Annotated in this window: 21 protein-coding genes; 2 read left to right on the top strand and 19 right to left on the bottom strand. The window is 47.4% G+C overall.

Annotation, left to right across the window (positions count from 1 at the left end; all coding sequences use genetic code 11):
• Positions 1 to 18: 18 nt before the first annotated feature.
• The 13 genes from galE to KNQ07_RS09455 all read right to left on the bottom strand — a co-directional run bounded on the left by galE (position 19) and on the right by KNQ07_RS09455 (position 16,661).
• Complete coding sequence (gene galE / locus KNQ07_RS09395) at positions 19 to 1,017, bottom strand: UDP-glucose 4-epimerase GalE (RefSeq protein ID WP_214766277.1); 999 nt, start codon at positions 1,015 to 1,017, stop codon at positions 19 to 21.
• Entirely contained in the window at positions 1,018 to 2,190 is a 1,173-nt protein-coding gene (locus tag KNQ07_RS09400; protein ID WP_214766279.1) for a galactokinase, read from the bottom strand. It abuts the gene before it with no gap.
• On the bottom strand, positions 2,187 to 4,322 hold the full coding sequence (locus tag KNQ07_RS09405; protein ID WP_214766281.1) for an alpha-galactosidase: 2,136 nt from the start codon (positions 4,320 to 4,322) through the stop codon (positions 2,187 to 2,189). Before KNQ07_RS09405 ends, KNQ07_RS09400 begins: the two co-directional genes overlap by 4 nt.
• 14 nt (positions 4,323 to 4,336) lie before the next feature.
• The gene (locus KNQ07_RS09410) at positions 4,337 to 6,331 is read right to left on the bottom strand and encodes a beta-galactosidase (protein WP_214766283.1); all 1,995 of its coding nucleotides are present in this window, start codon (positions 6,329 to 6,331) and stop codon (positions 4,337 to 4,339) included.
• A 25-nt stretch (positions 6,332 to 6,356) separates the two neighbouring features.
• Positions 6,357 to 7,142 (bottom strand): carbohydrate ABC transporter permease, encoded by a 786-nt coding sequence (locus KNQ07_RS09415; RefSeq protein ID WP_012369282.1) that lies wholly within the window; start codon positions 7,140 to 7,142, stop codon positions 6,357 to 6,359.
• 13 nt (positions 7,143 to 7,155) lie between these two features.
• On the bottom strand, positions 7,156 to 8,121 hold the full coding sequence (locus KNQ07_RS09420; protein WP_214766285.1) for a carbohydrate ABC transporter permease: 966 nt from the start codon (positions 8,119 to 8,121) through the stop codon (positions 7,156 to 7,158).
• 75 nt (positions 8,122 to 8,196) lie between these two features.
• A complete protein-coding gene (locus tag KNQ07_RS09425) occupies positions 8,197 to 9,507 on the bottom strand; it encodes an ABC transporter substrate-binding protein (protein ID WP_012369280.1) in 1,311 nt (436 codons plus the stop codon).
• 29 nt (positions 9,508 to 9,536) lie between these two features.
• The gene (locus KNQ07_RS09430) at positions 9,537 to 10,019 is read right to left on the bottom strand and encodes a hypothetical protein (RefSeq protein ID WP_026829381.1); all 483 of its coding nucleotides are present in this window, start codon (positions 10,017 to 10,019) and stop codon (positions 9,537 to 9,539) included.
• A 233-nt stretch (positions 10,020 to 10,252) separates the two neighbouring features.
• Positions 10,253 to 11,401, bottom strand: coding sequence for an ROK family transcriptional regulator (locus KNQ07_RS09435; RefSeq protein ID WP_251136071.1), 1,149 nt, complete (start codon positions 11,399 to 11,401; stop codon positions 10,253 to 10,255).
• 145 nt (positions 11,402 to 11,546) lie between these two features.
• Positions 11,547 to 12,251, bottom strand: coding sequence for a hypothetical protein (locus KNQ07_RS09440; protein ID WP_214766289.1), 705 nt, complete (start codon positions 12,249 to 12,251; stop codon positions 11,547 to 11,549).
• A gap of 335 nt (positions 12,252 to 12,586) precedes the next feature.
• Complete coding sequence (locus KNQ07_RS09445) at positions 12,587 to 13,438, bottom strand: MBL fold metallo-hydrolase (RefSeq protein ID WP_214766291.1); 852 nt, start codon at positions 13,436 to 13,438, stop codon at positions 12,587 to 12,589.
• Between the two features lie 74 nt (positions 13,439 to 13,512).
• On the bottom strand, positions 13,513 to 16,182 hold the full coding sequence (locus KNQ07_RS09450) for an MMPL family transporter (protein WP_214766293.1): 2,670 nt from the start codon (positions 16,180 to 16,182) through the stop codon (positions 13,513 to 13,515).
• A gap of 35 nt (positions 16,183 to 16,217) precedes the next feature.
• Complete coding sequence (locus KNQ07_RS09455; protein ID WP_012369274.1) at positions 16,218 to 16,661, bottom strand: MarR family winged helix-turn-helix transcriptional regulator; 444 nt, start codon at positions 16,659 to 16,661, stop codon at positions 16,218 to 16,220.
• A gap of 147 nt (positions 16,662 to 16,808) precedes the next feature.
• Between KNQ07_RS09455 and KNQ07_RS09460 the strand changes: the two genes are divergently transcribed.
• Complete coding sequence (locus KNQ07_RS09460; protein WP_012369273.1) at positions 16,809 to 17,000, top strand: hypothetical protein; 192 nt, start codon at positions 16,809 to 16,811, stop codon at positions 16,998 to 17,000.
• A gap of 65 nt (positions 17,001 to 17,065) precedes the next feature.
• Here KNQ07_RS09460 and KNQ07_RS09465 read toward each other — a convergent pair whose 3' ends face one another.
• From KNQ07_RS09465 to KNQ07_RS09475, 3 genes are all read right to left on the bottom strand, one after another.
• The gene (locus KNQ07_RS09465; RefSeq protein ID WP_114597045.1) at positions 17,066 to 17,515 is read right to left on the bottom strand and encodes a universal stress protein; all 450 of its coding nucleotides are present in this window, start codon (positions 17,513 to 17,515) and stop codon (positions 17,066 to 17,068) included.
• 29 nt (positions 17,516 to 17,544) lie between these two features.
• Entirely contained in the window at positions 17,545 to 17,994 is a 450-nt protein-coding gene (locus KNQ07_RS09470; protein ID WP_214766295.1) for a general stress protein, read from the bottom strand.
• A 78-nt stretch (positions 17,995 to 18,072) separates the two neighbouring features.
• Entirely contained in the window at positions 18,073 to 18,801 is a 729-nt protein-coding gene (locus tag KNQ07_RS09475) for a hypothetical protein (protein WP_214766297.1), read from the bottom strand.
• A 114-nt stretch (positions 18,802 to 18,915) separates the two neighbouring features.
• On the opposite strand from KNQ07_RS09475, the gene KNQ07_RS09480 reads away from it, so the two are divergent.
• Positions 18,916 to 19,548 carry a FusB/FusC family EF-G-binding protein gene (locus KNQ07_RS09480; RefSeq protein WP_214766299.1) on the top strand — a complete coding sequence of 211 codons (633 nt, stop codon included), beginning with the start codon at positions 18,916 to 18,918 and terminating at the stop codon, positions 19,546 to 19,548.
• A gap of 44 nt (positions 19,549 to 19,592) precedes the next feature.
• Here the strand turns inward: KNQ07_RS09480 and KNQ07_RS09485 are convergent, their stop codons facing one another.
• From KNQ07_RS09485 to KNQ07_RS09495, 3 genes are all read right to left on the bottom strand, one after another.
• The gene (locus tag KNQ07_RS09485) at positions 19,593 to 21,113 is read right to left on the bottom strand and encodes a GGDEF domain-containing protein (RefSeq protein WP_214766301.1); all 1,521 of its coding nucleotides are present in this window, start codon (positions 21,111 to 21,113) and stop codon (positions 19,593 to 19,595) included.
• A gap of 191 nt (positions 21,114 to 21,304) precedes the next feature.
• Positions 21,305 to 23,842 (bottom strand): ATP-binding protein, encoded by a 2,538-nt coding sequence (locus tag KNQ07_RS09490; RefSeq protein ID WP_214766303.1) that lies wholly within the window; start codon positions 23,840 to 23,842, stop codon positions 21,305 to 21,307.
• Between the two features lie 160 nt (positions 23,843 to 24,002).
• Positions 24,003 to 26,924, bottom strand: a complete 2,922-nt coding sequence (locus KNQ07_RS09495) for a S8 family serine peptidase (protein WP_214766305.1) — start codon at positions 26,922 to 26,924, stop codon at positions 24,003 to 24,005.
• Positions 26,925 to 26,977 lie beyond the last annotated feature (53 nt).

Below are 26,977 nucleotides of genomic sequence, written 5' to 3' on the forward strand. Positions count from 1 at the left end.
ACTCTCCTAACTCTCTCTTTACCGTACAGGTGTTTTGTAGCCTTGCGGACGCTGTTCATGCCAACGCCATGCATCTTGAATGATGGTGTCGATTTCTGTCCGGCGCGGTGTCCAGCCGAGAACCGTTTTCGCTTTATCAGATCCCGCAATCAATGTACTCGGGTCTCCGGCGCGTCGTGCGACAACCTGTTCCGGAATCGCATGTCCCGTTACACGGCGTGCCGCTTCAATGATTTCCCGGACTGAAAAGCCGCGGCTTGAACCGAGATTAAAGACGTCACTCGTTTTGCCTTGTTTTAAATATTCCAGTGCCAACAGGTGGGCATCGATTAAATCCTCGACATGGATATAGTCACGGATACACGTGCTATCTTCCGTCGCATAATCATCGCCGTAAATCGAAATCACCGACCGCTGCCCGTTGGCGACTTCGAGGACAAGCGGAACCAGGTGGGTTTCCGGTGTATGATCTTCTCCGATTTCACCCGTTGCGCGTGCCCCGGCAACATTAAAGTAGCGGAGCGCGACATAGTTCAGACCATATGCCGTTTCACACCAACGCATCATCTTCTCCATCATCAGCTTCGTTTCACCGTAAGCATTCGTCGGATTCGTCGTGGCCGTCTCAAGAATCGGCATCTGTTCCTGTTCACCGTATGTCGCAGCTGTCGACGAGAAGACGATTTGCTTCACGTCATGTGCCATCATGGCTTCAAGCAACACTTGTGTGCCGTAGACATTGTTATCAAAATAAGCGAGCGGGTGCTCCATCGATTCGCCGACTAACGAAAAGGCCGCAAAATGTACGACCTGATCGATTGTTTCCTTCTCAAACACCGTGTCAAGGAAAGCACGATCCCGAATATCCCCTTCGTAAAAACGGGCTTTCGGATGAACGGCTTCCCGGTGTCCCGATTTTAAATGATCGATGACAACAACATCTTGTCCGGCATCGACCAGTTGATAGACTGCGTGTGATCCGATATAACCTGCTCCACCTACTACGAGTACTGCCATTTAGATAACCTCCTGTTCGACTTCTCGTGCTCCATCGCCAACGGTTGCCGTATAAAACGATGCCGGATAACCGATTTCGGTCTCATACGCGTGTCCGACTGCCGTCATGAATGTTTCCACTGTGTCGTCTTCAACGATTGCAATCGCGCAGCCGCCAAAACCGGCACCTGTCATCCGGGCACCGAGAACTCCCGGTTGCGCCCAAGCGGCTTCGACCAATGTATCGAGTTCTTTCCCCGTTACTTCATAATCGACCCGTAACGAACGGTGGGAAGCGTTCATCAGTTGACCAAATGCTTCGAGCCGGTCTTCTTTGAGTGCATCCAGTGCCTGCAATGTCCGTTCATTCTCAGAAATCGCATGCCGGGCCCGCCGTTCCAATCGTTCGTCCTCAAACGAAACCGTTTCGAATTCATTCATCGACCATTGGCCGAGTGAGGCATACGGACGGTACTGTTGCAGATAAGCGAGCGCCGCTTCGCATTCCGAGCGGCGTTCATTGTATTTTGAATCTGCCAGTTCACGGCGTTTGTTCGTATTCATGATGATGATCGTATAACCGGATAAATCAAGCGGTGCATACGTGTACTCAAGCGTCTCACAGTCAAGCAACAGTCCGGATCCTGCTTTGCCCATACCAATTGCAAACTGATCTATGATGCCGCTGTTGACGCCGATGTACTGGTTTTCGACCTGTTGACCGTATTTAACGAGGTCAATCCGATCGATATCCAGATTGTACAGTTTATCGAGTAAGACACCGATGACGAGTTCGAGTGACGCGGACGAAGATAATCCGGCACCATTCGGGATATCACCTTTAATTAAAATGTCGCACCCTGTATCAATCCGGTAACCGGCTTCCCGTAAGACATGAATCATTCCTTTGGCATAGTTGGCCCAGCCATGGGCAGATTGAGGCGTCAAGTCATCACCTGCGACTTCAATGATCCCGTCATCTTCAAAATTCAGCGAATAAAACCGAAAGACCACATCGTCCCGTTTTCGGGCGACCGCATGGGTGCCGAGCGTCAAGGCACACGGAAAGACATGACCACCGTTATAATCTGTATGTTCTCCGATCAAGTTAATCCGGCCCGGTGCAAAAAAACGGTGGGTCGACGATTGACCGAATTGTTGTTCGAAAATCTGTTCTAATGTCTGGTCTGTCATACGATCGGCTCCTTTGACTCTGATGTAGGTATTATGCTGCGATGAACCGGTTGGATCCGCAGGCAACGTGCTTCATAATCGTTCGTGTAGTTCCAGGTCAGACCTTGTTGCATCAAGTAAGCACCACTCAGTTGACGATCTTCAACCTGATAAAATGTGGTCGCTTCAAGGCCGGCTAACCGGAAATGGTAGTGACCGATTCCGTGTTTACGCATCGGGGCGACCGCCAGAATCACCGTTTGATCGTTTGACGTATACTGCATCAGCGAGGCCGTCACGCGGTCTGCCTTCAACCGGTACTGACGACCGAATTGAACGGTTTCCCGAATCGTCTTGTACGTTGCAATCCATTCAGCTGCTTCCGCCAATTCTTCCGTTGTCCATTCGCTTAAGTTACCGCCGATGCCGAGTGTTCCCTGCATCGAAGACACGAAGCGTGTTGCAAGCGGTAAGTTCCGACCGTTGAGCCAGTTCGGACCATCCGTCACCCAGCAACTCATCATCTTCGCATTGTAGGCAAAGGAGAAATCTTGTTGGATCGTCAAGCGATCCAGTGGATCCGTATTGTCACTCGTCCAGACTTGTTCCGTCCGTTTGAGAATTCCGAGATCAATCCGTCCGCCGCCTCCGGCACACGCTTCAAAATCAACTTCCGGATGACGGACGCGCAATCCGTCAAAAATCCGGTACAGCGCATCGACATGCCGCTTCCATAATTCCTGTTGTTCTGCCGGTGTCGCACCCGGGAGAGCCGGTTCCGAAAACGCACGGTTCATATCCCATTTGATGTAATCAATGGCGTGGGTTGCGAGCAGTTCATCCATCATCCGGAATACGAATTGTTCCACTTCCGGCAAGCCGAGATTCAAGACAAACTGATTGCGTGATGTCGTCCGAAGGGCACCGGGACTGTGATAAATCCAGTCAGGATGGGTCCGGTATAAATTTGAATCCGGATTAACCATCTCCGGTTCGACCCAAAGTCCAAATGACATGTTTTGTTGTTTCACATAATCAATCAACGGCGTTAATCCGTTCGGAAACTTCTCCGGATTGACGACCCAGTCGCCAAGACCGGCCTGGTCGGAGTTCCGTTCACCGAACCAGCCGTCATCGACGACAAACAGTTCACAGCCGATGGCAGCGGCTTGATCCACCAGTGTTCGTTGACCGTGTTCCGTCACGTCAAAATAGGTCGCTTCCCAGGAGTTATAGAGCACCGGCCGGACCTTGTTCCGGTCCGATTCCGGCATGATGATGTCCCGCTGAAAATCGTGTGCGCGGGCACTCATTCCGGCAAAGCCGTCTGGCGCGTATCCGATATAAAATTCCGGTGTCGTAAGATGCTGACCGGCTTCAAGTCGCCAGCTGAAATCAAACTCATTCATCCCGCCCGATAGCTGGACGAATCCGAAGGCATCCTGCTCGAAGTGCATCGACCAGTTGCCGGAATAAGCGAAATGTCCGTAAATGACTTCGCCGGCTGATTCCGTTGCGCCGTGTTCCAAAGCGAACCACGGATTCGCCTGGTGACTCGTCACACCCCGTCGGCTGTCAATTGTCTTACGTCCCGGTGTCAGCGGTGTGACTTGTTTTTGGAATTCACCGGTCCATGTTCCCGCGAAGTGGTGTAAGTTCAAGTCCGGTCGTTGTAAAATCCCCATCGCAAACGATTGGGCCGTCGTCAACCGGACGGATTGTGTTCCTGTGTTTTCAATCACGAGTGATCGTCCGATCATATCGTACGTTTCGTACAGATCGTATTTGATACCGACCCGGAGTTCCTGTAACGAATCAAACAACCATAACGTCAATCCATTATCGGATTGTTCGGCGCGTTCAAAAACGAACTGACTGATTCGTTGCCCGTCCTCCCGTTCTGATTTTAAAGTCGGTTCTGTGTAGACCATCTCACCAAATGGAATGAAGTCATAGACCGCAACCCCGTCCGGCGATTCAAATGAGCTGTGTACCAGGACCGGATTCGGTAAGGCTTCATAGTCGGATGGGTACGGCAGACGCGCTCCAAAATACGTATGCAACACTTTGCCGTGCTGTCCGATTGTCACGACATGCGCGACGTGTTGTCCTTCGAGGACGAACCGCTGATTCGGCAGTTCAAGAATGGCCATGGTCGTTCTCCTCCTTACGTTGTCAGAATCAGCGTCTCGAGTGGGGCGAGCGTCACTGTTCCACTATATGTCTCGTTCGTATTCAACTCTTGATAGGCAGCATCGAGCACAACGTCCCGGCTTGCTTTCGTATCGTGATTCATCAGGAAGAGGAAATCACGTGTCTCACCATGACGGCGTACAATCTCGACTTGATCCGGTGCTTCAAACGTTTGAACACCGGCATCGAGAAACGCTTGACGGTAAATCGTATCGATCATCGCATCGTCAATCGATGCGCCGATATAGGTAATCATTCCTTTGTATTCGTTGCGTGTCACGGCAGCGACGCCGTCATAAAACGTATCGCGGTAGACAGCAAGCGGTTCGGCTGTCGTCGGTGTAATCAAATCACACCAAAGACGGGCCGGTGAGCCTTGTCCCGCGAATTTTCCGATCCCTTCCACCCGGTTTTCCTGCACGGCTTGCAGCGATTCGTACTCATCGATTTCAATCCCGGCATACGGTGCAAACTTACCAGGCAACGTCAGCGGCAAGACGTTGTTGTGCGGATCCTTGACGCCGGTCCGGTACGTAAAGATGACGTGTCCGCCCTGCTCCATGTACTCAATTAATGACTGATCGAATGTCGGATTCGTCAGGAAGTACAGAGGAACGATGATTAATTTATATTGATCCAGCTTGTCTCCTGGGAAGACGATATCCGTCGACGCTTGACGCCGGACGGCACCACCGTAGAAACGGACGAACTCGGTCCGGAAATCAAACGCATCACTGTGCGGCTGATGGGTCCAGGCCCACACGTTTTCTTGATCGAAATACACGCCGACTTCCGCCCGATAGCTACTCGCGTTGATTTCGTCACCAAACGTGTTCAGTTCGGTCATGATTTGTTTGACTTCGTTGAATTTACGCTTCGGTTTTCCATCGTGATCGATGATCCCATGACAAAACTCTTCCGTTCCGAACAACGCCGCCCGGAAGCGGAAATAGACGATGGCTTCCGCACCGCGGGCAACCGCCTGGTACGTCCATAAGCGGATATGACCGGGGCGCGGCAGGTAACCGATTTTACTCCAGCCTTGTGCTCCGCTCAGTTGTTCCATGACCCAAAAACCTTTCCCCTGTTTCGAGGAGCGGCAAAGGTCATGATCGCTCGCCATCTTCTCGAATCGGTTCGGCTCCGGCAAACCGCCCCAGACCGGATAGTTATCAAAGGCGATATAATCAAGATCCTGTGCCATCTGCTGCTGATTGACGGCCATGTCGCTGTACACGAGGTTATGGGTAATGAAGGCCTCCGGATGGATGTGTTCCCGGAGCGCATCGACTTGCAGTTTGTTGTAATGGTTGTAACCGTCGGCACAGAAACGGTCGAAGTCGACAAGTAACGATGGATTGTGTTCCTGATAGACTTTCCGCGGCACCGGGATTTGCTCCCATGCCGTATAGATTTGACTCCAGAAGACGGTTCCCCATGTTTCATTTAACGCATCGAGTGTGCCGTAACGGTTTTTGAGCCAGACCTGGAAAGCAGCCCGGTCGACATCGCTGTAGGAACGGTCTGATTTCTCATGACCGTATTCGTTGTCCGTCTGCCAACCAATGACACGCGGGTGTTTTCCATAGCGTTTCGCCATTTCTGTCGTGATGGCAACGGAAAAACGTTGGTACGTTTCGCTGTGAACCGTATAATGGCGACGGGCTCCGAAACTGATTGTCACGCCGTGCTCGTCTGCCGGAAGAATCTCCGGATACTTGTGACACATCCAGGCCGGTGGTGTTGCCGTCGGTGTCCCGAGGACGATGTCAAAACCGGCGGCACTCAAGCGTTCGATGATATCGTCCCAAAACCGGAAATCGTAAACTCCTTCTTCCGGCTCCATCATCGTCCAGGCAAATTCCGCCAACCGAACGACGTTGACACCAAGTTCTTTCATCAATCGGAAGTCTTCCTCCCATAACGCACGTGGAGTTTGTTCCGGGTAATAATCGACGCCTAAATACATTGTGCTCCCCCTGACTCAAAACAAATTATTTTACTGCACCTGCCGTCATTCCTTTTTGGAAGAAACGTTGGAAGAAGATATAGAAGACCATTGTCGGTAAACTGATTAATACGAGTGACGCATAGATTTTCCCCGGATCACCGCCGAGCGCATCTTTGAAGAAGCTTGGTGCCATCGTGACCGTTTGATAAGCCGGATCCGTCATGAACGTCAAGACCATCAAATACTCATTCCACGAGTTGAGGAAAGCATAGATTAACGCTGTTGCCAGTGCCGGTTTCGCAAGCGGCAACATGACTTTAAAGAAGACTTCCAGAATCGTCGCGCCGTCAATGTACGCGGCTTCCATTAACTCATTTGGCAGCTCGTCAAAATATCCTTTAATCAGCATCAGACCGAACGGCAGGAAGAACGCGACTTCCGCCCCGATCAAGCCCCAGTGGTTATTCAGACCGTCAAACGACCGTAATGTGAAGAACAATGGAACGATCATGGAAGCGACCGGTAACATCAGACCGGCAAGTACCATGTTGAACAACAGACGTTTTCCGGCGAATTCGAGTTTTGAGAACGCGAATGCGGCAAACGCAAGAATCGTGATCGAAATGATGATCATGAAGAAAGCGACAAAGAAACTGTTAAAGACGAATGTCGGGAAATTCGGGTTTTGCAGCGTTGCGATATAGTTTTCAAATCCGTTGACACGTAAGCTTTCCTTGAACATGACGAAGATCGGGAACAGCCAGACGATCGAAGCGAGCATCAGGACAAGGTTGATGACCCAACGACTTCTTTTAGATTCTACATTCATGGGACGTTCCTCCTTAGTTATCCATTTTCTTTTGCACACGTAACTGGAAGTACGTGATCAGTAAAGCGATTGTCAGCAGGATGATGGCAACGGCACTTGAAAAACCGACTTCTTGTTGCAGCATCGATTTACGGAACAGGTACGTCGAGATGAATTCCGTTGAAGAACCGGGTCCGCCGGCTGTCGTGATCCAGACTAAATCAAACGTCTTCAGACCACCGATGACTCCGAGAATTGATAACGTAAATGTCGTTCCTTTTAAGTTCGGGAAGACGATGCTCCAAAGCGTCCGGAAGAATCCGGCTCCGTCGATTTTGGCAGCTTCAAAGATTTCTTTTTCAATCGTCAGCATCGCCATGTAGTACATGACCATCGATGAACCTGTCCACTGGAAGATGTTGATGGCGATGACCGAATAAAGCGCGATATCCGGGTCGCCGAGCCAGTTTTGCTCCAGGCTGCCGAGACCGATTGCACGGAGAAACTCATTGATGTATCCGAACTGGAAGTCGTAGATTTGTGAGAACGCGGCTCCAAGAACAACCGGACTCAGGACAACCGGGAAGAAGAAGACCGATTTCATCGCCGTCCGCAACGGTCCCTGTGTGTGCAGGAAGTACGCGAGAACCAAACCGATGAAAGCTTGAATCGTAACCGTCAAGATCGTGAAGATGAATGTATTTTTAAGCGAGAGGTAGAAATCCGGATCACGGAACATTTCCGCGTAGTTTTCAAACCCGACGAAGACTTTATCAAACGAAATGCCGTCCCACGAGAAGAACGAGTTATAGGCGTTATAGAAAATGCCGTAATAGATAAACGCGACGACAAACAGGACGATGGGACCTACGAACGCCCAACCGACCATGTTTTGCTTTATTTTGCCTTTTTTCTTCTGTTTCGGAACGTTCGGACGTGGTGCTGCTTTCAGCGTTTCCGCTTTCGGTTTGATCGGCAATTCTTGTTGCTCTGTCTGCATAACGATTTCCCCACTTTCTTGATCTTTAAAAATCAGGAAGTGGCACGCTGGGCGCACCACTTCACTGTATCGTTCTTATTTTTTCGATTGATCGGCTGCATCCTGAACACGTTGGAGTGCTTCTTTCGGATTTTGACCCGTCGCGATGTTTTGAAGTTCCTTACCGAGGATATCGTTCAGTTTTGTATCACGGATACCACGGCTTGCTACAGCTTTAGAAAGTGTTTCGTTCAGCATTTTGTACGACTCTTTTTCCCCTTCAGATGTGAAGGCTGCATCTGAATCAATTTTGACATCCTTGATTCCCGGTGCCATTTCGAACTCGCCCATGTAAACTTCTTGTCCTTTACCTTGGCTCATGAAGGCAACGAATTCAGCTGCACCTTCTTGTTGTTTTGATTCTTTGTTGACGGCAAGCGCCATATCGATGGAAGCGATGATCGGCTGTTCTGTTCCGCCTGCAAGGTTTGGAAGTGGTGTGAAGCCAAGCTCGTCTTTGATTTTCCATTTGTCTTTTTTCTCAGCTGTCGTCATCGAGTGGGCTTCCCACGAACCGATGACCCACATCGCTGCTTTTTTATCGAAGAATTGGTTCATCCCGTCATTGTATGTCGCAAGTCCGAGTGCACCTTCTTGGAAGACTTTCTTTTCAAACAGATCTTGCCAGATTTGCGCTGTCTTGACCATCTCGTCGTCTGTCCATTTCGCTTCGCCAGATAAGACCTTTTGGATGTAACCAGGTGCTACCTGGTGGCTTAATACGTTGTAGACATCAATGTCGATCCAAGCATCTTTTGCACCGAGCATCAATGGAATGACTTTATCGCCGGACGCTTTGATTTTCTTGACAGCGTCGACTGTTTCTTTGTAGTTTTTCGGTGGTGTTACGCCGTATTTATCAAGCATCGTTTTGTTGTACATCAAGTAGGCTTGCCCCGTAAATCCGATTGGAACTGCATATTGTTTGCCGTCAATCGTCGTTTGATCAATTCCGAGCTCAACGAATTTATCTTTCCATCCTTTGCCGGCTGCTTTATCCATGTAAGAATCGACCGGTACGACACGGTCTTTGTATTGTTGAATCATTGGTTCTTTTAAGCCGATGATGTCTGGTCCCTTACCAGATAACATCGCGACTTGAAGTTGCTTTTCGTAATCTTCACTGTACCGTTTGAATTCGACGACGTATTTGTCCTGTGATTTGTTGAAGGCATCGACGACTTCCTTACCGGCTTCAGGCTGAGGTGCCCAACCCCACCAGGAAATGATTGTTTTGCCGTCTTTGGTTGTGGCTTGTTTTTCATCTTCGCCGCCACAAGCAGCGAGAAGTGCCGATAATGTCAGAACTGATGCCGCTGCGAGTACTTTGGTTTTTTTGAATTTCATGTGAGTGATCCCCTTTTGTATGTGAGTGGTCAAGCGTACTTTCTAAGCTGTTGTCCTTCAAGCTGTGCGTGTTGACACCATTGTTCGATGACTTCCATGCCAATCGGCATCCGTTGGAGTTGAATCAAGACCCGTGCAATCAGTCGCAGACGATAGTCGAGCGTGTCCACTTCCGGTGTCACGAACAGATAAAATTCTCCACCGAGCGTCAAACAACCGGCTGTGCGCATGTGTTGCATCAACACCCGTAATTCAATGTATCCGTTCTCATTTTTTCGAAGATGAAGTTCTGAAGATCGAATCGTCAGTACCCCTTGTACGGACGACATCCGAAATTGAAAGACTCCATCTTGTCGTGGCCGAACGAGAACGCCGTCTTGATCTGCAGACCGCTTATCTCCCGGCTGTTGTTCCGTCATATCTCCTGTCAAACGGTTCACGTAAAAGCCACGGATTGCTCCGTAACGCCCGAAAGCTTCACGGTAGGAAACCCATAAATCCTCTGTTTCCATCTGCGCGACGCCCCCTTCTTTCTGTTTCAGCTTAACCGGTCCCTGCCGGTCTGCATCCACCTCCACTGGTTGATGAAAACTTAGTAAATTAAATTTATTATCTAACTTTAAGAAAACTATAGCACATGCTGTTTTGTTTTGTAAACGGTTTCAAAAAATATTTTTTCTTCGTTCTTTTCACAAAAAAAGCTTGCCGGATCCGGTGAAAACACCGTCATCCAGCAAGCTGCATTTTAAATCGTTTGAAAAATACTGTTTGTTGCGAGTGCCGCTGCACTGAGTGCCCCTTGTTTTTCACTCCAGGGAACCATCTTAACATCGGTTTCACGTGAAGCCGTCGTCAAAGCCGTGTGCTCGACCCGTTCTTTGATTTGATCAACGATCGAAGGAGCCAGTTCAAACATTGGTCCTCCAAGTAAAATCCGCTTCGGATTGATCAGATGAATTGTATTCAGGACACCGATTCCGATGTACTCGCCGGCCCGGTGGTACGCGGCTTTCGCGTACGGATCCCCGTCCGTCAGACGTTTTCTCAGTTCCGTCAGTGTCTTGACTTGCGGGTCAATGGCTTCGAAATCACGCAACAATGCTTTTTCCCCGGCCAATGCTTCGAGGCATCCCCGATTCCCGCAGGAGCAAATCGGACCGTCCAAATCAAGCCGCATATGCCCGACCTCACCTGTAATGTGATTTTCGCCGTCAATCAGCTTTCCGTCCAGGACATACGCCCCTCCGATTCCTTCTCCGGCATACAGATAGAAAAATTGATCGACCCCGACACCTTCTCCGAATAACAATTCGAACGAAGCGAGAGCCCGGACATCGTTTTCGATAAAAACAGGGTACGCAAACCGCTTTTCCAAATGTTCTTTTAAGGCCACATCATGGAGATGAAAACGAGGAGCAAACAGAATCACTCCGGTCTCCGGATTGACCATCCCGTGAACGGATATTCCGATGCCGTGAATCGTTCCGGCCTGCTCCGTCGCCTCAATCAGTTCTTCACACAACAGAACGACAGCCTCCATCAATTCTTCGTTTGTATCAAATTTACCCATCGTTTCCACTTCGTGAATCGTATTTCCGCTTAAATCCGCGATAACTCCGATGAAGCGGTGACTTGTCGCATCAATCCCGATGACGTATTGTTCTTTCGCCACGAGTTCGAGCAGAATCGGCTTTCGTCCACCGTTTGAAACGCCGAGTTCACGCTCTGTCACGAGTTGATCGGCAATCAGTTCTCCGACGATATTCGAAACGGTCGGTTTCGTCAGTTTTGTTTGTTGTGCCAGTTCCACTCGTGAAATCGGTTGATGCATCCGAATCAAACGTAATACAAGTGCCCGATTGTAGGAACGCATCCACTTTGAATTTCGTGGCATCTCTTTCACCATGTTCGTCCCGCATCCCTTCCCTTTTTGTCTCTATTCCTATTCTCGCATATTTTGTAAGGGATTTCATGATTAGCTAAAGATTCGTCCCTTTTAACTTTTCTCAGAAAAAATCCCCGGTATCCTCATGGGAAAATTAAGCTTCATCGTATGGCTGCTCAATGACAAGGATCCGGCTTCCATCCGGATTTTCTGTCAGTTCCATTTCGATAATGGCTTTACCGACCAATAAGACAATCGGCAGATTCGAATCCGTTTTCCGGAAAAATCCGACCCGTCCCTGATACGTATCCATATAGTCTGCAAATAAAAAGGTTCCATTGATATGAACCTCATCCTGATTCGAGTTGAATTCAAGATGAGGAACCTCAAACCGGGCTTCCCCATTCAAATACAACAATGGTTTTTTCCCGATCACTTCGCTTGATTCCCGCCGCATCTCAATTGCTCCTTCCGTCTCATAGTACAATCGATCGGTTCCTCTCGTCGCAATGACAATCGGATTTCCCTGATATAAAACGATTTCTAAAATTTCATCTGCTTGTTCCACGTAGTAACCTGTTGCATCCGCTGTCGCAAAACCTATCGTATAGAGTTGCATCCAGGCGACGATATCCGGTACTTCGACCGGTTTTAAAAAGAGCGCGGATACGAGATGCGCCCCTTCAGAAGTCATCACAAGATTGACATAAATATCTGCCAACTGTATCGTCCGTACTTGGGTCGAAGGATACAATTCATCATAGTTTGATACCAATACCGCTTCGTAATAGTCATCCATCTCTCGTAGTTCAAGTGGTGGCATTCGACGATCAAAGTCGGCAATCTGGATGCGTTTCATTGTTGAAGTGCCTCCTTTTAAGTGAGTTTTCTTTGTGCCCTCAGTTAAGGATTACCCAATATCTGGTTCGCTTGCACTCCCCTAAAACGAAAAAAATCACCCTGAGCTACAGGGTGATCAGTCATTTCACAAAAAATTGATACAGCAGGTATAAGGCAAAGCCAATCACTACAAGGATCGTGAAAATGTTAGTTGTTCCAAAAAATACACGATTGGCCGTTTCATTCCGATCTTCAGGCTTACGATCCATTACGAGAACCCCTTTGCTAAAATCCGTTTTTCCATCTTATACTTAAGGAATTCTCGAATGAACGGTTCAGCACCTGCTGTTTTAATTATTTTTTCGCACCATTCGCAAAAAATACGAGTGTTTCTTCTTCGTCTGTCGTCAAGTCCCGTCCGACCAGATCACGATACAGCCGGCGCATCTCCGATACATGTCCTTCTGCTTGTTTTGTCACTTCGATGATTTGGCGTAAGACGTGTACCTCTTGCTCAAACGCGTCTTTCGCCATCGCTTCGCCGTGAGACCAGACATAATAATCCGCCTCGTATTCAGCAATCGTATCTAACAGCCGCGTTGTTTGATTGACTGTATAATTCCACTTGTCGGAGAAAATATCCGCATACATGGCATCTCCTAAAAATAAAACCCGTTCTTCCGGAATATAGACAAGAGCACTCCCTGGTGAGTGGTCATTCTCGACTTGTCGTAACAGACACGTCACGCCCCCGAGGTCGATTGCAAGTTCTCCCGTGAAACGAATCGTCGGCAAGATGACTTCAATCTCCCGGTCCTTCCCGAACTCCAGTTTGATCGCATCGGCACAAAACAGAATTTCAATGCCCTGGTGGATCCGTTCCTCCAGTGCCTCATCCGTCCATTCGTAGTCCAGCATTTTCTGCATTTCTTCGACTGTCCGGTGCGTTGCGATCGTCGGTACCGCCATCTGTTTTATGCCGAAAATATGATCCCAGTGCCAATGCGTCAATGCGACGAGATCCGGACGTCCGAGCCCTTGATTCTTCATCTCCTCTAAAAAGAGTGTCGCGTGCTGACTTGAGTTTCCGGCATCAATTACAAGACTCCGGTCGTCACCCGTAATGACGGCAACGATTGGCCGATCCGTTTCACTGACCGGCGTTTGATACCAGATCCGGTCCGTTAATTGTTTAAACTGTTGCATTTCCATCGCCTCCTGTTTGTAGTATAACGAAAAAGTCCATCCGGATGATTTCCGAATGGACCAGTCGAATCGACTTACTTCTTATTTTGCTTTTGACGGAACGGCCACCAGACACCCGGTCCGAACGATACCGTGATTGCCGGAATCAGGAGCGGTAAGACAATTAATCCATACAGGAGCAGACCCGTGATGACGATTGTTGCAATCTGAACCAGACTCAGGACACCCGACGGCATCATCGCACCAAACGTTCCGGCAAGGATGATGGCAGCCGTGATGATGACAGATCCCATTTTCTTCATCGAAACATACATCGCTTCATTCGTCTCGAGTCCATTAATCGTTTCTTCCCGGAACCGGTCGAGCAGGAAGATCGAGTAATCGATACCAAGAGCGACGAGCATAACGAATCCGAAGAACGGAACGGCCCAGCTGATGCCGTCATAACCAAGACCGTTGACGAAGATCAGTTCAGCAATCGATACCGACGTATAGTACGTCAACAGGAGCGAACCGATCATAAACAGCGGCATGATCAATGAACGGAACATGATCGCAAGGACGATGAACAAACTGATGATCATGATGACGACCGTCCGTGAAAAATCGGCTTTAGACGTATCATTTAAATCACTGTTGATGCTTGAGATACCGCCGTACGCAACTTGTGCCTGTTCAAGCGGTGTATCTTTCAGTGTGCTCGCTGTCGTTTTCTTGATGGCAGCAACCGTTTCGATCGCTTCCGGTGAATACGGATCATCATTCAGGATGACTTCGAATTTCAGACCGGTTTGATCATCAATCGTATAACGGTCAATGACAGGTTCGAAGTCTTTACTCGCTAAGGTATCTTTCGGAATGAACATCCCGGTACCGCGAATCGTTTTGGAGTTCCCCATCTCTTTCAGGAAATCGGCAGCTTCCGTTAATCCGTCTTCGATTTTACCAAGCCCTGCATTGGCAGATCCGACACCATCCGCCAGTTGGGTTAATCCGCTACCGAGTTGACCGGCTTGTGCACCTTGTGTTTCAATCCCGGTTGCCGCTTGTGCGATCCCCGTTTGAATCTGGGTCAATTGACCGGATAACGCTGTTAGTGTCCCGACAGTTTGCGGAATGTTTTCCGCTGACTGTAATCCTTGACCGACAAGCGTTAACTGCTGATTAATTTGACCGAGACCGTCTGCTGCCTGCTGCAATTGTGCTGCACCTGCTGACGCCTGGTCACCGGCCGGAAGCTGACCGCTGATTGTCTTCAGATTATCTTCCACAGTCTGTAGACCTTGGCCGACTTCACCGAGTCCGTCTTTGGCATCCGTCAGACCGGATGCGACTTGTTTCAGTTGTTGATCGACGTATAAATCGTCGATGACTTCGCCCGTCGGACGCGAAATCGAGCGAACGGCTTTGACCCCGTCCAGTTTAACGAGTTCACGGCTCAACTGTTCTGCATATGGAACAGTTTTTTCAGTCACGATATTTTGATCGTCCTTCAGGATAATATTGACCGGTAATGACTCACCTGCACCAAAGCCGTCTGAAATGGCATTTAATCCTTTGACCGTTTCATATTTCGCACCAATCTCATCAACAGTGTTGAACGACAGATCGTCATCATACGTGAACAAGGTTGGAATCGTCACGACAGCGACGATGGCCATCGCAAGTAATGGACGACGAATCGATAATCCGCCGTAGCGGGCCCACAAACGACTGTCTTGGTGACTCGCCGCATTTTTAGACGGCCAGAACAGTTTCTCTTTTAACGTTGCCATGAAAAACGGTACCAGTGTAAAGAGAACCAGTAACAAGACTGCAATCCCGACCGCAACGGCGACCGATGATTTAAAGATCGGGAAATCAGCGAAACCGATCGCCGAGAAGCCGACGAGGACGGCAAGACCACTGATGAGCAGCGTCCGTCCCGCTGTTTTGTATGTGTTGACGATGGCTGTCTCGACATCGTGTCCGGCAGTCAATTCTTCCTTGTACCGGCTGAGAAGCAGAATACAGTAGTCCGTCCCGATCCCGAAGAGAATCGCAACAAGGAAAATCTGCGTGAAATTCGAGACAGGGAATCCGAACCAATCAACGAAAAAGGCCACAAACGATTGGCTCATTAAATACGTGACACCCACCGCAAATAACGGAACGAATGGTGTGACAATCGAACGGAACACGATTAGCAACAGACCAAAAATCAGACCGACTGTGATCAATTCCGTTCGTTTCAATCCTTCTTGTGAACTTTTATTAACATCGGCATTAATCAACGATTCACCGGTCAGATAAATCGTCCGGTCGTCCGGTAAAAGATCACTCCGGATGTCCTCGGCGAGTGCCGTGATTTCTTCCTGCGAACCATCGACGGTAATCGGAACGAGGACCGTTTTTTTATCTTTTGAAATCAATTGTCCTTCCGTTTCCTTACTTTCAAACGGATCGAGAACTCCCGTCACCGGTTTATCCAGTTTCTCCAAATCTTTGACGATTTGACCGATTTCGGTCCGATCTTGTTTCGTGACGGCTTCCTTTAACGGAATAACCAGCGAAATCGTTTCTTCACTTGCACCGGCTGTCTTTAAAATATCGGCTGCCCGTTGTGAATCCGTGTCACTCGCGAGCTGAATGGCACCCGCATCTTCCGCCTGTTTTGATAAGTTTGGTGCCGCTAAAAATAATCCGACTGTCGCAAGCAACAAGACGATTACGATCGGCCAACGCCATTTGACGATTTGTCGCATTCCCGTTCCACCTCTTCTTTGTCTGTTTTTCTGACTTAATCTTCAATCTTTAAAATGGCTTTGACTTTTCGGAACGTCTCGATGAATTGTTTAATTTCGTCATCGTCGACCTTGCCATCAATCAACTGTTCCAAATAACTGTAAATCGCTTGATCGGATGCTTCGACGACTTCTTTTCCGGCATCCGTCAAAATAATCCGCTTGGTCCGGTGATCATCTTCTGAACGTTCGACTTCCACCAAGCCGTGTTCATTTAACTTTTTCAGACGATTGGAAATCGCACTTTTATGAACTCCTTGGATGACGGCAATCCGCCCGGAAGCAATCGGTCCATATTTATCGACCAGCTTTAACAAATGCAGCTGCTCCGGTGAATAGAGTCGCCACACCGGTGAATCGACTGATTTCAAGACACGTTCCGTCCCGTGAATCATCACTTCTTCAAATAACTGAACGGCTTCCCGAAGATTTTCTTTCATGATTAGTTTACCCCCTAAACTCATATCAGTAGTTTAGCCCCTAAACCAGATGGCGTCAACTCCAAACTGTCACAAATACTCTGACATTTACACCCACTTTTCGTTATGATGGGAGAGAGGATTTATCTTACTGAAGGAGGGCTAAACATGACCGTCTTATTTTGGATTGCTTTAGTAATCTGTGTACTTGGACTTATTTTTACAGTAATGGTCGGACAGAGTCGAAACGAAGAAACGTACAGCAACAGCCAGACAGCCAAAAACATGTCCTGGATGTATTTAGTCTTGTTGCCGGTCATTTTGATCATCTTAGGCATTTTTTATTATTTATTAACTTAAAAAGATCACTGAACATCAAACAGGCTGCTTCGATTCTTCATCGAAACAGCCTGTTTGTGTGGTATTCACTTGAGTGTTTTCGGACGAACGATATAGATATCACACTTCGCATAACGGGTAATGTTTTCAGAGACACTCCCGATCATGATTCGTTCCATTGCATTCATTCCGACAGCACCACAGACGATCAGCCCTGCCCCGACACGCGGTGCGATGACTTTCGGAATCAGCGTTTTCGGCGACCCGCTTTCGATGACCAGTTCAACTTCCGCTACGCCTTCCTCGACCGCCCGTTTTTGATATTTATCAAGCAGTTCCTGGGCGTACTCCGTGACATTTTGATCGATGAAGCGCTGGTTCGCCCGGACATTCGCAAAGGTTTGAATATCGATGACATGTGTGATGACGAGTTTTGCTTGATCGAGTTTCGCGAACTGAACGGCTTTTTCAAAAGCTAAGTCTGCTGTTTTGGAGCCGTCGACTGCTACTAAAATCGTGTGATAATGGCTATCCATCGTCGTTCACCCTTTCCACTCTGGCACGATTACAACATCCGGTCGTTTTCGTTCTCAAGTGCCCGGTTTTCGTGGTCAAGCTTCCGCTCGGCCTCGATGCCTTCCGGTTCACTCTCTAAAATACTTTGGGGTTCTGGTTTAGGGCGTCTTGCCCCTTCTTCATCCGCCAACAGAACATAAGCCCCGTGTTTGACGCTTGCCACATGCCGTTCCATGTCGCCTTCTGCCAGTCCTAAGGATTCGAACGCTTCACGGGTCTCTTCCTCTGTCACCGGCTTCCCTGTAAACCGTTCAAATAATGTCCGTTTTCCCGAAACAAGCTGGGCTGCCGATTGGCCACGCAACATCGCCATATCGGTTTTATCCTGCAGAACGACATATAAATCTTCTTCCAGGTATCCGGCAAAGTGTAAATCTTCAATCTGGCGAATCAAATCCGTCTCATTCTCATATGTTCCGATCAACTGTTTTTTCCCCATTGGTCATTTCCCCCTTTTATACTTCTATAAGGGATATACCCCAAAAACCGAAAAGCAATGACACCAACTGCCGCTTTCTTATGAAACCGGTCTTTTTTCCTCGGCAAACAGCCGGTCGCGTTTCCGAAAGACCAGAATGACCGCTGCCAGAACGGCAATCACACTAAAGACCGCCACGCCTTGCTGAAAGTCCGTCAACCGACCATTAAAGAACAGACCGACGTAATACCAAATCATGACGAGACCAAATACCCAATCGGTGTGGACGAAAATAAAAAATACGATGCCACAGGCAAATAAAATCAACATGATCGTCACCCACTCCGACGTCATCAGTCCAAACAAATCTTCAAACCGGAAGTCACGCAAAATACGAAATGGTAAGATTAGAATCTGGATGCTCGACCAGGCGAGAAATACGGAAAATGGGAATCGCATCCACGGGGAACGGTTCGGATGATGTTGTACTTTCATATAGATGATACATAAACTGATGAATGAAATCGTCGTCAACACCAGTTCCCACGGCGGACCGACGATACTGCCCGCCCCGTATCCGAGCATCGTCAGCACAAACCAGCCGCTGATATCAAAAATCAACGTCCGGTCAGCCGGATAGGCTTGTACAGGCCGGATACACCAAATCAGCAAAGTCGTATAGACAACACCAAACACCGCATCCGTAAACGATGCCGGCACAATAGCAAGAGGTTCTCCGGTCGGTGCCTCATACCAGACGACACGTGCTAAAAAAACAAATAAAAAGCTGATTAAATTTAACAGGCGTAGTCCGGTCAATGCTTGCATTCCCGTACACCTCCTCAGGTATTTATTTCCCGTGCACTGCTTGAAGAAAACAAAAAAATGCCGTTTCGATGAAAGTGTTTTCGTGAATACAGAACTATAAAGGAGCGATGGAAAATGGAACCTTTCATTCAGCCATTTCAGTATAATTTTATCCGCAGCCAGATCGACTCGATGATTCAACAGTTAAGCGCTGTCCATGATCCGGACGTCCGGGACGCCGTCATTTACAGCGCTTCTAAAAAAATCTTTGATTTGCTTCCGGTTTTGACTGCCGAACAGGAGGCGTTATTGATGGTCGTTCGAACCGTTCAAACCGAGGCAGATTCCACCTCGTATCTTGAGGATATTCAACCAGTCGTGCGGTCTTTCCCGTCGATTACCGAGACGCAACTGCAGCAACTGTTCCGAAAAACGAAGAAGTTACGGCACCCGCCCCTTCACTCGATCGATTTTCTTAAGACGACCTATTTAAGTTGGAACGACACCGGAAATAAAAAGAAATTTTTCGTCTATCCTTTGAAAGGAGAATGGATCGGAATCGAAGGCACGTATCTGCCGACGATTCAAAAAGGTATCTGTACCATCTGCAATCAATACAGTGATGTCACTCTCGTCTCCGCCCGGACGAATCAATCCGCTGATCAATACCGGGCAATCGGAAACTATATTTGTATCGACAGTGACCATTGCAATGAGCAGGTGACTAGTCCGGCTGCTTTGGAAAAATTACTAAGTAAGATGAAATGAGTCAAAAAAAGTCCCCGACAGTTGTCAGGGACTCTTTGCTTGATTCAGACTTCCACATGAAATTGATTTTTCCCGCGCCGCTTCGCTTCATACATCGCGACATCCGCCTGTTCGATTAATGCCGTCCGGGAAGTCGCATGCGTCGGATAGACAGCGCCGCCAATGCTTGCCGTCATGAAGACAGGCGTGTCCTTCAGAATGAACGGTCGTTCGAATAACTGAACCAGCTGTCGGCCACATGCTTCGATGTCCGATTCGTCTTTGACATCAAATAACAGTAAAACAAACTCATCCCCACCTTGTCGGGAGATGACCGTATTATGCGGCAATTTTTTTTCAAGACGGTTGGCGATATCAATGATCAACTGATCTCCAATTTGATGGCCGTATGTATCGTTCACTTGTTTAAAATGATCAATATCGATGAAAAACAGACCGACAAATCGTTGATGAATTTCCGCCCGGCGAAGTTCCTCCTTGAACAAGCGGGCAAACAAATACCGGTTCGGTAAATTCGTCAGTGCGTCATGATAAGCCATATGCTCCATCTCTTCCAATGCCTGTTCGAGTGCTGCCGTCCGCTCCTCGACTTTCGCCTCAAGATTTTCCCGCAACCGTTGATTGTCCATCACGATCCGAACCTGCCTTGAAATCAATAAAGGAATGGCAATCATTAAACCAATCGTTAAACCATTCCAACTGACGGCTTGACGTGCCATTGTCACAAACAAAATCAACAGGAAGACATACGGTGTCACGAGACGAATCCCGTCCAGAATCCGCCGGTTGACGTTAAATCCAATCGGTCGTTCATCGACATCAAATAACAGTCCTGCCCCGCCAATTAATAAGACGGTCGCAATCCAAATCGGATCCAACCACATCAAAGAAATCGGAAGACTGGTTCGATCCAAAATGACGTATAATAAATCCGCAATCAACTGCAGATGAAAACCAATCAATATCATCAGAAGCGGGATACTGTTTCCACGTTTCATGACACCAAAGAACAGGATCAGCATCCCACCCAGTAACAACAGATCTCCTAATGGATAACGGAGTAATAACAGTGTTTCCATGCTGAACAGTTCCGCCTGTTCCAAATACGGCGTGACGAGATAATGCCAGGAAATCGCCCCTGTCACAATCAAAATGATGAGTTCATCAAATAGGAAAAATCGTAAATTCACTTCTGAACGGCGACTGATTAAAAAACAACAAAAAGCCAGCAAATAAAATCCGATTTGCAGACTGAATATTAAATCAATTCCATCAAACATTCCGGAACGTTCCAAGTGCTGTTGGGACACGATCAATTCTGCCGTTTCGCCCATCGCCAGCGACATATTTCCGAATAAGAGCAGTAAAAATAGACGTTGCGTAATGGGACGATTCGGATGACGCCGCGCCGCCGCTACCAACATGATCGTCGAAAGGACCGCGCCTAGAATCATGAACAGGCTGTTCCCTGTTCTCGAAAGATCCGATGATGTGCCGATGATTCCTAACCATAACAAATGAGACATCACCCATCCGCCGATGATGGTATAGATTAGTTTATGCATCGTCCACGCCCTTTCTTTTGTCCTAGTTCGTTTGTCCTATATGTTTATCGGCAAATCTTTCTGTTTTTTAACTATCTCTTCATTATATTTAAATATTCACTGAACGTCTTGTGTTTTTTCTCAGCGTTTGAAAAATTATTGTAAAACAAAAACAGGTACCGGTTGCCGAAGCAATCCGATACCTGTTTGGATTAGACATTTTCCAATGCGTACAACGGCAGGGCGACCGTAAAGGTACTTCCCTTTCCGACAGTCGATTCGACATGAATCACACCGTCATGTTCTTTGACGATTTCCTTACAAATCGAAAGACCAAGTCCCGTACCCCCGATTCGTCGTGTATCTGAATTATCCACACGATAAAATTTATCAAACAGATGGGCAAAGGCATATTGTGGAATCCCGATACCGTGATCGGTAATCTGAATCGTCGCATTTTCCTGATCCGTGCTGACTGTAATGTCAACCTGTCCACCGTCCGGTGAATACTTGATGGCGTTGTTGACTAAATTGTTCAGCAACTGCTTAATCCGTGTTTCGTCTCCAATAATCGCCGGTCGTTCTACACTCAACAAGTGAAGCTGAATATCGTGAAGTCCGTTTGACGCCTTATAGACACCAATCACTTGATCGACAATCGAATACAAATCAAGATGAGCCATTTGGTAACGTTGTCCACCCGATTGCATCCGTTGAACATCGAGGAAATCGGTCACCAAATTCGACAGCCGTTCCGTTTCATTATGAATCGTCGACAAATATTTCTGTTGTTTTATCGCATCAATCTCCCGATTGAGCATCAATTCCGTGAATCCGTAAATCGAAGACAAGGGAGTCCGCAATTCGTGAGACACCGTTGAAACAAGTTCGGTCTTCAGACGGTCTGCTTCTGTTTCCCGGGTAATATCACGGATGACGAGGATGACCCCTTTCCAACCACCTTCAATATCGATTCGTTCTGCATATACTTCAAGATGTGCGGAATTACCACGGACATCAAATTGAACTTTATCCGGAGAAACTTCCCCGGACCGGATCAAGTCCAAATAATCGTTAAATCGTTCGACATCATCGACGATATTACGCATCACTTCAATCACATAACTGGCCGACGATAAAGTCCGATCCCTCGTAAATTCGGATTGCAGCTCCGGTATCAGTTCGAACAACGGACGGTTGACGTATAATTCATCATTTCCGTCTTCCAGATAAATAATCGCTTCCCGGATTGAGTCAAGTACCTGCTCGGTCTTTTGTTTTTCCTGCTTCATCTCGTCATATGAACGCGTCCGCAACAGAGATAAAGTCATCTGTTGCGAGAACTCACGCATATCCGCCAACTGTTGCGACTGGTATGGAGACTGATAACGAACCATGTAGACGGCAGCCATCAACTGATGCGTCGATGGATCATAAATCGGCAAAGCAACTTCATACGTACTGAAGCTGTATGGTGTGTCGTTTGTCCGCGAAACCCGTTTTTCCGACTGAACGACTTTTGTCCCTAACCGCATCCGGTTCAATAAGGAATTCTCATCATCCAGTAAGGATTGAACCTGTTGTATCTTCATGCCGTTCGTCGTCGCACCGATGTAAACGCCATCGTCATACAACAACAAGGCTCCATATTCGGATGAAGTGATATCCAACATTTTTTGAACAATCGCCGGGTACGATTCGACTGTTTCCCGGACAGCGAGTGCTTCCGTTAATTCGCTGCGCATCTTCAGCTTCTCTTCGTTTTGTTTCGTCGCCTGATACGCCTCTTCGAGTTCTTCTTGTTGCGATTGCAATTCTTCTTGTTGGGCCAGTAATTCTTCACTCTGCGCCTGTAATTCTTCGTTTTTATTTTGCATCTCTTCTTTATGCAGACCGGTTGTCACAGCCATCTGATTAAAGGAAGAACGCAACATGCCAATCTCATCTGCCCGCCGCTCCATGACATCCATCTCAATCGGCTCGTTCCGCGACAGCTTTCGATTGTCCTCAATCAGGCGTAATAACTGTTTCGTCATTCGTTTCAGGAACGGATGAACAAACAGTAAAATAAAGATAATCAGGACAAAGATACTCGAAATCCAGATCCATTTCGTTTTTGCGACTTCACTCCGGAGGTTGGCAACGGCCGTATCCTGCTGTTGTTGTAAATTATTCCGGTATTCATTTAATGCCGAAGAGGCTTTTTCAATATCCGGTTCGACATCAATCGAACCGTCCGCTGTTTGTTTTAATTGACCTTGTTCCACCAATCGTTTGGCAATCGGTAAAGAGAACAGACTGTCACCCTGTAAAAAATCTTCATTGATTTGATTCGCCTTTTTTTCATTTACGTATGACTGGGTCAAAGGAAACAAGGCCCCATAATATAAGTTGTACATATTCGTCATTTGAGCGGCAAATTCTTCTTCTTCATCCGTTTTGGCTTTACGGGTAAACCAATCCGTTTCACTTTTGATTTCTGTCCGCAGCTCCTGGATTTCATCAAAACGTTCCTGGTTACCGAAAATAACAAATCCCCGCAAACCAAACTGGACATTCTGCCAGTTATCCCATAAATGATCCGCACGACGATTTTGTTCGCTGATGACTTCCAAGTTATCGCGTGATGATTCGATTCGATTTTCCATGTAACCATAAACCAAAAAGGAAGTCATCGAAACCAAAAACAGTAAGACATAAAATACTGCCAATAATTGCCGCCCGATTCGTCTCCGAATCCAATTAATCATGAAATATCCTCCTCATCATTCGATTAGAATGATGCTTTTCTAAAAATAATAGAATCAATTAAAAATAGCATATTTTCAAAAAAAATACTTTAAAAGTAAGACAACCCCTCAAAAAAAAGCAACCTTTTTCGTTTTACCCGAAAAAGGCTGCTTTCAAGACTTATTTCTTCGCTTTTTTGACGACAACTGCTGTTTTAGGACTTGTTTGTTTCAAGTCATTTTTAAGGTAGACATATAGCTTCGCTCCTGCTTTTTGTTTCGCAATCTTTACAGAGAACGTTCCTTTAGAAGTGATCGTTCCTTTGGCAATGACTTTTTTCTTCGCATTTTGGATATAGACATGCGCTTTCTTCTCACCAGTACCGGTTACTTTCGTTTGACCAGCTGTTACCGGCTTCACTTTTGGCGCGGCCGGAGGAGCAAGAACTGTTACGACAGTGGCTTTACTCGAACGGTTGGCAATGTCTTTGACCGTGACGGCAAGACGGGTGTTTGGTTGCAGTGCTTTAACTTTAACCGTGAACTTCCCTTTGCTGTCGACGACCGCTGTTCCGACTACTTTGTTTTTCGGATCTTTTACCGTAATCTTACCGTTCGCAATCGCGGTACCGGTGACTTTCGTCGCTCCGGCCAATACGCGGTTCACTTTCGGGGCAGCTGGAGCTTTCCCTGGCAAGACTTCCGTCCGTTCCGATGTGACATCCAGACCGTTCGTGTAATGAATCGTCAACACAGTCGTCTTTTCCTGACGCGGAATCGTCACACTGTATTTACCGGATTTAGCTGTTGTGTTTGCTAAAGTAATCGTTTCTTTCTTTTCTTTACCGTTTATCATTGTTGTCTTGACTGTCGTGATTTTAACTTTTGTTCCGGTTTTGACTTGTCCGCTGACAACAAGCTGATTGTCATAGACCGGATTGACTTTTCCGTTTAAATGCAATTGCGAGATGGCACGTGTGATGTTGACTTTTCCGTATCCCGATACCGGACTGACGAAAGCCGGGAAGTCTGGTGTCCGTTCTTTCTCATAACCCGGTGGATACTCATCTTCCATATCGTCTTCTTCATCGTACCAGTCATTTGGATTTTCAAAGGCAAGCGGCTCAGCACTTGTCCGTAAGATCGTCTCGATTTGTTTTGGTGTCAATTTAGAATCGAGTGATGCCAAAATGCCGGCAACCGCTGCAACGTGCGGAGCTGCCATGCTTGTTCCGTCCATGTAGACCGTATTTCCGTCCGGAACAAGACTTGCGATTTTTGAACCTGGTGCGACGACATCAAGTCCGATGCCGTAGTTCGAGTAATCAGCGACCATACCGAGCGGATTCGTTGCTCCGACCGAAATCGCGTACTCTGAGCTCGCCGGGAAGCCGACCATTGAATCGTATTCGTTACCTGACGCCGCGACGACCGTTACACCGTGATCTGCCGCATATTTCATCATGTATGCCATTGTCCGGCTTTCCCCGCCGCCAAGACTCATGTTGATGATTTTTGCTCCGTGATCGACCGCGTATTTAATTCCGAGGGCGATCGCATCCGTTTCCCCTTCACCGTTGGCATTCAATACCTTAACAGGAAGAATTTTTGCCGACTGATGGATACCACGGATGCCGTAATCGTTTTCGAGAGCGGCTGCAATGACACCCGAGACGTGCGTACCGTGACCGTTATCGTCAATGGCATCACCTTTTCCATTCACATCAACGTAGTTCTTTTCCTGGGCAATATCAACTTTCCCTTGGAGATCCTTGAGGCGGTAATCGACTCCTGTATCAATGACGGCAATCGTGACAGGCTTCAACTTTTGACCAGCATTGTTTTTCAGGAATTTTTCGAATCCGATTCCTGCATCCGGGAACTGTTCAACCATCGACTTTTGATTGAGCGACCATTGGTAGTCATAGTTGATATCTCCTGTTGCCCGGTATGTCTGGACTTGTTCGACATACTCAACAGCACTTGATTTTTTCAATGATTGTTTCAGGACTGCTGCCGACTGATTTTTAACTGTCGGATCTTCCGTGACGATGACGAATTCGCCTGTTTTACCCAGCGATAACTTCTCAACGTCTGTTGCCTGTGTACCGGCGATTTTCATCGTCCGCTCGGTATGACCCGGTTTCAACTTCACGATGAACCGTGTTTTCGCTTCTGATTTAACCTGAATACCGAACGGTTTAAACGCTTCTGTTAAGTCTGAACCGCCGATCGTTTCAATGTTCGCCGTTTTCGCGACTTGATTGATTTCCGTTGCGATGACTTCCGGTGATGCGTCACGTGTCAATGCGTATAAGCGATTGACGGCTGCCTGATCGGTTTTTGTCAATGTGTACGCTGTACCGTTGACGAGAGCTGTCATAGCCGGCTTCAACGATTTTAAATCCTCGTAGGCTTGTGTCCGTTTATCTTTGTTGAACAACAACGTTTTAACGACGTATGGTGAAGCCTTATAGTACAACGAAGTTAAGTTGCGACCTTGTTCCGATTGGCTCAGTACTTGTTTTTGAATGGCGTGCATCAAGGCAAGCATCGGTTTTTCATCTGATGTTTGTTTGAGTGCTTCTTCCGCCATACAGCTCATATCACTAATCGGCTCGTATTCGACCGCCAGTTTGACATTGTTGTATGTCAACTTGACGTTGGCTGGTTTGACCGACTTGTCTTCTTCGATTTCTGGATAATAATCGACCTTGACGTAGTATGGTCCGTCCCAGGCATAAGGAACAGCAATTTTTGTAACCTCTTTATCGTTAGGTTCTGCATATCCGCGGTAACGGTCAAAGGTCTCGTCTTTTGATGCCATTTCCTGACTCGGGTAAGCCGTTACTTCAATCGGCTGATCCGTATCGATTGATAATTCAAAGTGTGTCGCCGTTTTTTCAATCCCGGCCTGGTGTTCGACCTTGTACCAGTATGTATTCTTTTTTTCGGCTCCGGTTTTAAGAACCGTTTCCTGACCTGCTTTTAATAAGACGGCTTCCGACAATTCACTTGCCGCTGCCGTTTTCACAGCTGACGGTCCGATTCCGAGTGTCAGAATCAAACAGCTCAGCATGAGCCAAATCGTTAACTTTTTCACGATGTTCCTCCTCAAGATATGATCTTACATTGTTTACAGTATAAACAATATTT

The organism is Exiguobacterium sp. s145 (assembly GCF_018618835.1).
Lineage (GTDB): Bacteria > Bacillota > Bacilli > Exiguobacteriales > Exiguobacteriaceae > Exiguobacterium_A > Exiguobacterium_A artemiae.